Origin of the sequence: Desmonostoc muscorum LEGE 12446, assembly GCF_015207005.2 — a bacterium.
GTDB lineage: Bacteria > Cyanobacteriota > Cyanobacteriia > Cyanobacteriales > Nostocaceae > Nostoc > Nostoc muscorum.
In genome coordinates, this window is record NZ_JADEXS020000001.1 from 5,492,036 (window position 1) to 5,503,090 (window position 11,055).

Consider the following 11,055-nt stretch of genomic DNA (forward strand, 5'->3'; position numbering starts at 1 on the left):
ATCCCTCTACACCGATGAGCAACTAAAAATTGTGTAAAATGTAATGCCTGCGGCAAGCCGCTGTGCGTCTATGCACAATCTTTTAATTTACTGGAAATTCTCTCATTTGCTGTTAGTAATTTCAAGTTAGAGAAGTTTCATCCAGCCGGAAAGTAAAACTAAGGAGATAATTTTAATGCAATCGCTAAATAATCCCGAAGAGTTACTTTTCACCGACCGTGAAGGGAATCGAGGACAACTCCAAGATATCATCGACGATGGTCTGGATGGAGGTTATGAAGACCGCATTCCAGGACTCATAAATTTGCTAAATTCTGGCGAACCTTATCATCAATTATTAGCAGCTGTTATGCTAACTTCTTGGGGACATCCCGCTGGATTTCAAAAACTTATAGATTGGGCTGCTAATTCTCAAAATGTTCCTTGGAAAGAAGCACCTGTGGTTTATGAACGGATATCGGAAACTGACTCGGCATTTGAAAAGCTAGCTGATGCCCTAAATACCAGTTATTACGCTGATGACAATCAGAAATTAAAGCAATGGCAAATAGACGCTATTAAGGCACTTCTTGGTATATATTATCAATATTATTTTGGTCGGACTTTAGCCCTAGCTATTGTGAGGGACAAAGAAATAGCAAAGGCTGTAAAAAACGAAATTATTGCAGCTATTGAAGCAAGTATGCAAATTTTACAACAACATACATCTTTAGGCTTTGATCTAGCATTTCAAGTCGCTTCTTTACTAATTCCATTAACGCCTATTGATGATAATTTAGCTGCAAATTATGCTAATAAATTGATTTCTAAATACCCCCAGAATGAAAGAATTTTGAGGGAGATTGCAAATGCTTTGGGAGATGGTAAAGGAGAAGCAACTTTAGCAACACTTCAACATCTGAGAACATTAAAAATGCCTGTTTTAGTACGCGATGTTGAAAATGCGATCGCTCGTCGTTCACGCAGTTAATTTGTCCACAGCATAACTATAAATTATAGATTAATATGAGCAGTGAAAATCAACTAACATTCTGGACTGATTCCAAGCGATCGCGTTATTTTCTGATTCCCGATAACCAAAAGCTATCTAGGGGTCGCTTTGTGATCTCTACCCTTACTGGCATCCAAAAGAAAGTTACGCAAATTGCGATCGCTAACTTTGAAATTCCAGAGTCAGCAGCAAAAGCATACCTGGAAAATGAAATGAATCAGGCGATGGCGCAAGCAAAAATCGCTGTCTCTAACCTGATGTTCTTCTCAACACAAACCTCAGAAAAAGTCCCTCCACCATCTAACGAAACTCCATCAGTCCCAAACATTCTTTCCTCACTTTTGGGTGTCAGTCTTGAAGAATTGCAAAACAATCCTGAAGCTGCCCAAAGTGCTTTTGTTAATATCTATACCCAGTTTAAAGAATTTTTAGGTGAATCAACCTCGGAAAATTCTACTCAAATTGAGAGTGCGCGATCGCGTGTACGTTCCTTAAGAGAAACACTACAAGCCCAAGGAATCAACATCAGCGAAAAAATTGACGAACTACCTATTAAGTTACAAGAGGTACTTTCCTCGGCAAACCTTGAAGAATATCTCCAAGAAATTGTTACTAAATTGCGGGATTTAACAGAACAAATCGAGCAGTCGCCTGATGGGGTTGGGCAGAAAATTGATGAGGCGATTAAATCTTTGAGTCAAGATTTATTCAGGGATGAAGAAAAGCAACTCGAAGACAAGAAAAAGCAGGATTATAAGCAATCGGCTGAAAATGCGATCGCTCAATCTTTAAAGTTACGTGGTTTTACCTCATTTGGCGGTGGCGATTTTACATCCATCAATATTTGAATAGTGTACTTAGGCTATTTTATGTTTTTTTAACGTTAAGACAAGAGACGCGATAAATCGGCGTCTCTACAAGAATCAATCTTTTGTAGAGACGCCGATTTATCGCGTCTTTGCTTTGCGATTTGACAACGGCTATAGCAACCTAAAATATCAACAATTCCCGACCCCATACCCCACAAAAAAGAATCAACTACCCCAAAGCCTTATCTCATCAAAACTTTGGTTATTGAGTACATAATTAATACATATTAATAGATGCTAAATCTCAAATGAGATACTAATATTTGCAGTATTTATTGAAAGTTAACTTTCTAGCAGAAGCAGCCAATAGGGAAACAGTGTGCTAATCTTCAGGCTCTTTAATCAAACCTGATTCCTATATAGCGTTTCCCGACAAGGGCGAGGTACATCTGTAGGGGCACGGCAGTGCCGTGCCCCTACATCTGGCTTTGGCTATTTCTAATTTTTCTATTTATACCAATTCTCTCGAATCCGGCAACAGACCTAAATCCAGAAACCCAGATCAAATCTGACGAATCTTAATTACGAATTACGCATCTTTAGACGTGGGGACAAAAATCAAATTATGAACAAAACATTTGCAACTATCGACGGAAATGAAGCTGTTGCCCGTGTTGCTTACAAATTAAATGAAGCGATCGCCATTTATCCTATCACCCCCTCTTCAGCAATGGGTGAATGGGCGGATGCTTGGTCAGCAGAAGGTCGTCCGAACTTGTGGGGGACTATTCCCAGCGTTGTGCAGATGCAGAGTGAAGGAGGAGCCGCAGCTGCTGTACATGGGGCATTGCAAACAGGTTCCCTGAGTACCACCTTTACGGCATCTCAGGGATTATTGTTAATGATACCCAACCTCTACAAAATTGCTGGTGAATTAACTAGCGCTGTAGTTCACGTTGCAGCACGCTCCCTGGCGACTCATGCTTTATCGATTTTTGGTGACCATAGCGACGTAATGGCAGCTAGGGCTACTGGTTTTGCTCTGCTGTGTTCCGCCTCGGTGCAGGAAAGTCAAGATTTTGCTCTCATCGCTCATGCTGCTACCCTAGAGGCGCGAGTCTCATTTATGCATTTCTTTGATGGTTTCCGTACTTCCCATGAAGTGCAGAAAGTCAAACTGCTTGGAGATGATGATTTGCGATCGCTCATCGATGATAACCTAATACTCGCCCACCGCAGCCGCGCCCTCACCCCAGACCGCCCAGTATTGCGGGGTACTGCCCAAAACCCCGATGTCTACTTCCAGTCTCGTGAAGGCGCTAACCCTTACTACAACGCCTGTCCCGAAATTGTCCAGCGCATCATGGATAAATTTGGAGAACGCACAGGCAGGTATTACCAAATCTATGAATATTATGGAGCTAGCGATGCCTCCCGCGTCATCGTTCTCATGGGTTCTGGCTGTGAAACCGTCCATGAAACAGTAGATTATCTCAACGCCCGTGGTGAAAAAGTTGGTGTGGTGAAAGTGCGACTCTATCGCCCCTTTGATGTCCAGAGATTTGTTGCAGCTTTACCTAGTAGTGTACAAGCGATCGCCGTTCTCGACCGCACCAAAGAACCAGGTAGCGCCGGTGAGCCGTTGTATTTAGATGTAGTGGCTGCTATTCATGAAGCGTGGGGAGAAGAAGCAGGGGAGCAGGGAGCAGGGAGCAGAGGGGAGGATGTTTTCCCCTGCCCCCTGCCCCCTGCCCCTCTGCCCAAAATCATCGGCGGTCGCTACGGTCTTTCATCGAAAGAATTTACGCCGGCGATGGTAAAAGGCATTTTTGATAACCTTGCCCAAAGTCAACCGAAGAAGCATTTTACTATTGGTATTAATGACGACGTTACTTACACTTCTCTCGACTTTGACCCCAACTTCTCCACAGAATCAAATGGTGTTGTCAGGGCAATGTTCTATGGGTTGGGTTCAGATGGTACAGTTGGTGCTAACAAAAACTCCATCAAGATTATTGGTGAAGAAACCGATAATTATGCCCAAGGTTACTTTGTCTATGACTCTAAGAAATCTGGCTCGATGACCGTTTCTCATTTGCGCTTTGGGAAAGAGCCAATTCGCTCCACTTACCTAATAGACCAAGCTAACTTTATTGGTTGTCATCACTGGGGTTTTCTAGAACGCATAGATGTTTTAAAAGCTGCTACTCCTGGGGCAATTTTGCTGCTTAATAGTCCCTATGATGCAGATAGAGTTTGGGAAAATTTACCGCTAAAGGTGCAGCAGCAAATTATCGATAAACAGTTGAAGTTATATGTAATTAATGCCAATCAAGTCGCCCGTGAAAGTGGCATGGGTGGCAGAATTAACACTATTATGCAAGTGTGCTTCTTTGCCTTAGCGGGAGTCTTGCCCCAAGAAGAAGCGATCGCTAAAATCAAACAAGCGATCGAAAAGACTTACGGTAAAAAAGGTGCAGAAGTTGTCCGCATGAACTTGCAAGCCGTAGACAACACCTTAGACAACTTACATAAAGTAGACATACCACAAACTCCTAATTCTTGTACAGACGCGATTAATCGCGTCTCTACTCCTAACTCCGCCCCCAAATTTGTCCAGGAAGTTTTAGGTAAAATCATGATTTGGGAAGGTGACGATTTACCTGTCAGCTCACTACCAGCTGACGGCATCTTTCCCGTAGGTACTGCGAAGTGGGAAAAACGTAACGTTGCCGAAGAGATACCTGTATGGGAAGCAGATGTCTGCGTTCAGTGTGGTAAGTGCGTGATGGTTTGTCCCCACAGTGCTATCCGCGCTAAGGCTTATCAAGTCGATGAGTTAGTTAAGGCACCAGAAACCTTCAAGTCGATTAACGCCAAAGATAAAGACTTTGCCAATCAAAAATTTACCATTCAGGTAGCTCCAGAAGATTGTACGGGATGTGCGATTTGTGTAGAAGTCTGCCCTGCCAAAAATAAAGCTGAGCCATTGCGAAAAGCCATTAATATGGCACAACAATTGCCATTGCGGGAACAAGAACAAAAGAACTGGGATTTCTTTTTAAGTTTGCCCAATCCTGACAGACGGCAGTTGAAATTAAACCAAATTCGCCAACAACAATTGCAAGAACCTTTATTTGAATTCTCTGGTGCTTGTGCAGGTTGTGGTGAGACACCTTACTTAAAATTATTAACCCAATTGTTTGGCGATCGCGCCGTCATCGCCAATGCTACAGGATGTTCTTCAATTTACGGCGGTAACCTCCCCACAACACCCTGGACAACCAACGCCCAAGGACGCGGCCCTGCATGGTCTAATAATTTATTTGAAGATAACGCCGAATTTGGTTTTGGCTTTCGTTTGTCTGTGGATAAACAAGCCGAATTTGCAGCGGAACTTTTGCAACAATTGGGGAGTGGGGAATGGGGAGTGGGGAATGGGGAAATAATTCCTCAGGATTTAGTTCAATCTATCCTCAAAGCAGAACAAAAATCTGAAGCTGACATTTGGGAACAGCGAGAACGAATAGAATTGTTACAGCAAAAGTTAGATGAAATCCTAACTCTCAATCCCAATCTAAAATCCAAAATCCAAAATCTAAAATCCCTCGCAGATTACTTGGTGAAAAAGAGCGTTTGGATTGTTGGCGGTGACGGTTGGGCATATGATATTGACTTTGGTGGTATCGATCATGTGCTGGCTAGTGGTCGCAATGTCAACATCTTAGTCATGGATACAGAAGTATATTCCAACACAGGCGGTCAATCTTCCAAAGCCACGCCACGAGCAGCAGTTGCAAAATATGCCGCCAGTGGTAAGCCTGCGCCAAAGAAAGACTTGGGTATGATTGCCATGACCTACGGAAATGTCTACGTAGCCAGTGTAGCCCTTGGTGCTAGAGATGAACATACCCTAAAGGCATTTTTGGAAGCAGAGGCTTATGATGGGCCATCGCTGATTATTGCTTATAGCCATTGCATCGCCCACGGCATTAATATGACTACAGGCATGAATCATCAAAAAACTCTGGTAGAATCAGGTCGTTGGTTGTTGTATCGGCATAATCCAGAGTTGCAAAAACAAGGTAAAAATCCCTTGCAATTGGATATGCGATCGCCAACACAACCTGTAGAACATTCAATGTATCAAGAAAATCGCTTCAAAATGCTCACCAAAAGTAAACCGGAACTTGCCAAGCATCTATTAGAACAAGCCCAAGCCGAGGTAGATGCACGTTGGCAGATGTACCAATATCTAGCAAAACGCGAGATTCTTTGAACATTTGCAGTGGTTTTGGTGGCAAACGCGATGGTTTTCGTTACCAAATCGTAGTTTTTGGTGGCAAACGCGATCGTTTTCGTTACAAACACGATTATTTTTGTTACAAAATTGCGATTTTGGTAACAAACACAATTATTTTCGTTACAAAATTGCGGTTTTGGTGATGAAAAATCGCTTCATTTACAATGGTATTGTGTAATAAATAATGATGCAATGCTAATTAATTGCGTCAAAAATTTATTCCTGAGAATTACTTTCTCGTTGTTTACTATCATCAGGTAAATCAATTTTTGGTTGCCTATAATTAGCCAAAGTCATCCCTTCTTCTAAATATACAGCAGAGTATTTACTCAACCCGATACGCTGTGCCGAATAAATTCCGGAATGACCTGAAAATAAGTAACTTACTACACAACCAATAGCAATAAATACCCCTGATTCTAAACCAAATAATTCAATTCCCATGAGAGTTGATGCTAAAGGTGTATTTGCAGCACCTGCAAACACACCCACAAATCCCATTCCTGCTAATAATGGTGCAGGTAATCCCAAAATCAACGACAAAGCATTACCTAATGTTGCACCAATAAAAAATAAAGGTGTCACCTCTCCTCCTTTAAAACCTGCACCTAAAGTTAAAGCAGTTAACCCCAATTTGGCTGCAAAATCCCAAGGTGGTAGCTGATTGTAGAAAGCATCAACGATAGTTGGGATACCAAGCCCAATGTACTTAGTTGTACCACTTAATCCAACAATTATTGCTATCAGGGCACCGCCGATTAAAGGACGTATTGGAGGATAGGATATTTTGGCTTTAAAAAAGTGACTAATTTTGTGAGTTACTTGAGCAAAAAATCTTGCAACTATTCCAAAGATTACACCTGCAATAATCGCAGAAATTAATCCCCAAATTGTTAACTTCGGTATGGATGCAGCGTGTCGGTATGCTGTATGATGTAAACCAAATAGTAAAGTTACTTGATTGCCAACGATCGCGGCAATTAAAGAAGCAAAAAGAGCGTCGTAATGAATTTTTCCAATGGCTAAAACTTCTAGACCAAATACAGTTCCAGCTAGGGGAGTACCGAAAACTGAAGCGAATCCCCCACTGATACCTGCTGTTAATAAAATTCGCCGATTGGCTCCTTTAAAATGGAAGATTTTAGTTAACTGGTCTGCCAAAGAAGCACCCATTTGTAATGCTGTACCTTCCCGACCGGCTGAACCACCAAAGAAGTGAGTGAGGTCTGTTCCTAATAAAACAAGAGGAGCCATACGTCCGGGAATAATCTGTTTAGGATTATGGATTTCTTCCAGCAAAAGATTATTTCCAGCTTCTACAGTCCGACCAAATTGATGATAAATTAAGCCACTCAAAAATCCACCAAGGGGAAGCAAAGCGATAATCCATCGATGTGATTCTCGCCAATCAGTTGCCCATTCCAATGATGCTAAAAGAATCGCTGATGCAGTTCCTGCAAAAATGCCAACTACAAAGGAAATGGGTAGCCATTTAATTAGGTGTGGTAGTGCAATAAACGGTTCAAACTGACGAAGATGTTTCATATTAATTCGTAAATACGGTATAATTCAGAATTCAGAATTCAGGAGTCAGAAGAGTTAAAGAATAAACCTCTTGCATAAATCACAAAATTTGAACCCCACCCCGCCAAAGCTACGCTTTGTCTCCCCTCCCCAAGGCATCGGGGAGGGGATTAAGGGGAGCCAGTGCGGTCTTGGGGTTTCCCCAAGTGGAGCATCTGGCGTGGTTTCCCCCATGAGCGACTGGCGTGTGGGATGTTAAGGACTTTTGCAAGATATATAATCATTTGTTTCTGAGACTCTAGGTGAACACAATCTAAAATCTAAAATCTAAAATCGCATTCTGCTGATTTTCTAGTAAAATTACAGGTATTGGACTGGCTTCTAAAACAGCTTGTGAGACTGAGCCAATTAACACTTGTTCCCAAGGTTGATGTCCGCGTTTTCCCATGACGATCGCTGTGACAGAAAACTCATTGGCAATGCGAATAATCTCTTCTGGTATCGCGCCTGTAACAGTTAAAAATTCATATCTAATATCAGATAATAACTGTTTGGCTTGTTGTTTTATTTGTTCGATATCTTGTTGATTTGAAGTATTAATTACATGCAAAACAATTGCTTCGCCATTACTACGGCGTGCTAAATCTGCTACTTTTGTTAAAACTTCTGCGGCTAAACTCGATGTATCTACAGCTGCCAATAACAAAGTACGAGTAGCAACTGTGACTTTGGTCGGATCAACTTCACCTTTTGTTAGCAATTTAGGAGCAAAAGTCATAGTTGCCCAAGCGCCTAAAGGTGCAGTGATTAAAATTGAAAGAGCTGCGATCGCTAAAATTATCTCTCCTCCCCCAATTCCTTGGGAGAGGGGTATTGCCCCAATGGCAGCTTGTACTGTCGCTTTGGCTGAGTTTCCTGGGAGCAAAAATAATCTTTCTCGCCAATTCCAATTACTACCCAAAGTTGACAGATACCAGCCCAGCATCCGACCAATCAGTAAACCAATTGCTAAAATTAAAATGCCCGGTAACAGAATCTTCTCTAATACTTGCAGTTGAATATTTGCTCCTAATAACACAAATAAAAAAATCTCAGCTACTATCCATAAACTATCGAATCCGCCGCGCAATCTTCGCGCTAGGGGAGCATCTAATTCAATTAAGAAAAAGCCCATAGCCATTGCTGCCAAATAACCAGAAAAGTAAGGCAAAGCGTGAGCTACAATTACTAAAAATAAGGCTAAATTAGCAGCAATTACAGTATCTTGAACGGCGTTTTGAGTCCAGTTTTGTTTGGTTAATAATAAAACTAGTAAACGAGCGGCTAAGTAGCCCAACAATACTCCCAAAAATATTTGCATGATAATTTGAAATGGCAGTAGTTGTAGAGCAGTAAAAGTAAATCCCCCAGGTAGGGTAATCTGCTCAACACCTCCGTCACTCAAAAAACTCAGCAGTAAACTAAAAACTAGTAATAGCAGTACATCTGATAAGGCACTACCAGTTAAAATTGCATCAGGAATTCCTTTGGTAACGCCCCAGCCTAAACTTTTCAGCCTCAACATTCCTGGGACAATTACAGCTGGAGATTCAGCGCCTATTACACAGCCCAAAAGTAAACCAGTGGGAAAGTTAAATTTAAAAATTACCATAGCAGCAAAAGCGATCGCGATCGCTTCTGTTGTTGCTGGTAAAAATCCCAAGCGCAGCGCCACAGTTCCCTGTTGAGCAAGCTTTTCTCGATCTAAACCGAGTCCGGCTTTCATTAAAATAATCATTACTGCCAAAGTTCTTAACTCATCAGCAGCACCCAACACATCTTCACTGATGACATTCCGAATTTGGGGGCCAAGAATAATCCCCACTAAAATCATGCCAATTAAAGGCGGAGCGCCTAAACGACGGGCAAGTTGTCCGACAAAAAAGCCCATCATTAAAATCCACAATACACTGGCTAGCATTCCATGACTCCTTGAGGCGCTATTTGTAGACTTACACTTTCTACAGGAGAGTCAGGTAATGCATTTAGCCAAGCCCTACTCTCCCGCAGTTAGCGAAGAAAGTAGGAGCCATCAGCCTTCCAAGCGATCATTTTTAGGACTGGAAAGGCGGTTTTGGCGAGCTCCATCGCCATTGATTTGATATTAAATTAAGGATACCATTTTTGCTTTTGGTCGAATTTAATATTTTAGGACTTCCACTGTTCTCGGCCTCCTCTGTGGTTCAATTTCTAAGTCGTGTATTTGTTTCTTTGAGAAACTAACAATAATACAGCTGCGATCGCAAATAAACTTCCACTAATAAATGTTGCCTCTGCTCCTAGTGTTTCCCACAAACCACCAGCTAGGAAACTAGCAGGTAAAAGCGCTATTCCCACAGCCAAATTCAGAAATCCAAAAGCAGTACCACGCAGATTTGCAGGTATACTATTTGCTACTAGCGCCAACAGCAATCCTTTACTCATGCCCAGATGCAAACCATAAAGGGCAAACAATCCCCAGACTTGCCAAGGTGCTTGTACGAAAGCGAAGCCCAGATATACGAAAGCGTATAGAATAAATCCGCCTACCAATAGCCCAAATCTACCCAAGCGATCGGAAAGTATTCCTATTGGGTAAGCGCTGAACGAATAAGCCATATTCATCACCATTAATGTCAATGGTATCAGTGAGGCAGAAATGCCTATTTGCTCGGCTCGCAGCAACAAAAAAGCATTGCTGGAGTTGCCTAAATTGAATAGCAGCGCCACTGCTACCAGTACCCAATATTTTTGACCTAAACTGCCTAAAGCTTCCCATTGCAGAGGATTGCTGCGTTTCCCTTGAGTTTCACTTGCTCCCGGCTCGCTTACTCCTACTGTTAATAAACCTACTGCCAAGAAACCGGGGATGAGTGCTAGCCAAAAAACCAGGCGGAAGTTGTTTTCCGAACCAGCCATCAGGGCAAATGCTGTCAAAGGCCCCAAAAATGCGCCGATGGTATCGAGAGATTGACGTAATCCGTAGGCTGCACCACGTACCTCTGGGCTAGTAGAATCAGCAACTAAAGCATCACGAGGTGCGACTCGGATACCTTTGCCAAGGCGATCGCCAAATCGAGCTATTAACACCCCAGTTGGACTGGTAGCTATCGCAAATAGAGGTTTAACAAAGGTAGATAACCCATACCCAAACACCGCTAAACCCTTGCGATGTCCCAGGTAATCACTCAAGGCTCCCGAAAAAATTTTCAAAACTGAAGCTGTTGCTTCCGCAATCCCTTCAATAATGCCGACAGTCAACACATTCGCGCCTAAAGCTGACACGAGAAATAACGGCAACACAGAATTAATCATCTCGGAGCTAATATCTGTCAGCAGACTGACAAACCCCAATACCCAAACAGTACGAGGAATTGTCTGAAAAAATTTATTTTGTAGTTGCATATTTC

Annotated in this window: 7 protein-coding genes and 1 riboswitch; of the genes, 4 read left to right on the plus strand and 3 right to left on the minus strand. The window is 42.3% G+C overall.

The window, feature by feature from the left end; all coding sequences use genetic code 11:
- Positions 1 to 175 precede the first annotated feature (175 nt).
- From IQ276_RS23345 to IQ276_RS23360, 4 genes are all read left to right on the plus strand, one after another.
- Positions 176 to 970: a hypothetical protein gene (locus tag IQ276_RS23345; protein ID WP_193919370.1), complete on the plus strand. Its 795-nt coding sequence runs from the start codon at positions 176 to 178 to the stop codon at positions 968 to 970.
- A gap of 35 nt (positions 971 to 1,005) precedes the next feature.
- On the plus strand, positions 1,006 to 1,839 hold the full coding sequence (locus tag IQ276_RS23350; protein WP_193919373.1) for a hypothetical protein: 834 nt from the start codon (positions 1,006 to 1,008) through the stop codon (positions 1,837 to 1,839).
- Between the two features lie 586 nt (positions 1,840 to 2,425).
- A complete protein-coding gene (gene nifJ, locus IQ276_RS23355) occupies positions 2,426 to 6,079 on the plus strand; it encodes a pyruvate:ferredoxin (flavodoxin) oxidoreductase (RefSeq protein WP_235115902.1) in 3,654 nt (1,217 codons plus the stop codon).
- Positions 6,076 to 6,246 (plus strand): hypothetical protein, encoded by a 171-nt coding sequence (locus IQ276_RS23360; RefSeq protein ID WP_193917154.1) that lies wholly within the window; start codon positions 6,076 to 6,078, stop codon positions 6,244 to 6,246. The genes nifJ and IQ276_RS23360 overlap by 4 nt, the downstream gene beginning before the upstream one ends.
- A 73-nt stretch (positions 6,247 to 6,319) precedes the next feature.
- Here the strand turns inward: IQ276_RS23360 and IQ276_RS23365 are convergent, their stop codons facing one another.
- The 3 genes from IQ276_RS23365 to IQ276_RS23375 all read right to left on the minus strand — a co-directional run bounded on the left by IQ276_RS23365 (position 6,320) and on the right by IQ276_RS23375 (position 11,050).
- Positions 6,320 to 7,648, minus strand: coding sequence for a voltage-gated chloride channel family protein (locus IQ276_RS23365; protein WP_193917152.1), 1,329 nt, complete (start codon positions 7,646 to 7,648; stop codon positions 6,320 to 6,322).
- A 292-nt stretch (positions 7,649 to 7,940) separates the two neighbouring features.
- Positions 7,941 to 9,587: a cation:proton antiporter gene (locus tag IQ276_RS23370; RefSeq protein WP_193917150.1), complete on the minus strand. Its 1,647-nt coding sequence runs from the start codon at positions 9,585 to 9,587 to the stop codon at positions 7,941 to 7,943.
- A gap of 95 nt (positions 9,588 to 9,682) precedes the next feature.
- A riboswitch (Fluoride riboswitch) is annotated at positions 9,683 to 9,767 on the minus strand.
- 89 nt (positions 9,768 to 9,856) lie between these two features.
- A complete protein-coding gene (locus IQ276_RS23375; RefSeq protein WP_193917148.1) occupies positions 9,857 to 11,050 on the minus strand; it encodes an MFS transporter in 1,194 nt (397 codons plus the stop codon).
- Positions 11,051 to 11,055: the final 5 nt, after the last annotated feature.

Coding starts and splice junctions, on each gene's coding strand:
- IQ276_RS23345 (WP_193919370.1), top strand. CDS start 176: ATGCAATCGCTAAATAATCCCGAAGAGTTACTTTTCACCGACCGTGAA.
- IQ276_RS23350 (WP_193919373.1), top strand. CDS start 1,006: ATGAGCAGTGAAAATCAACTAACATTCTGGACTGATTCCAAGCGATCG.
- nifJ (WP_235115902.1), top strand. CDS start 2,426: ATGAACAAAACATTTGCAACTATCGACGGAAATGAAGCTGTTGCCCGT.
- IQ276_RS23365 (WP_193917152.1), bottom strand. CDS start 7,648: ATGAAACATCTTCGTCAGTTTGAACCGTTTATTGCACTACCACACCTA.
- IQ276_RS23370 (WP_193917150.1), bottom strand. CDS start 9,587: ATGCTAGCCAGTGTATTGTGGATTTTAATGATGGGCTTTTTTGTCGGA.
- IQ276_RS23375 (WP_193917148.1), bottom strand. CDS start 11,050: ATGCAACTACAAAATAAATTTTTTCAGACAATTCCTCGTACTGTTTGG.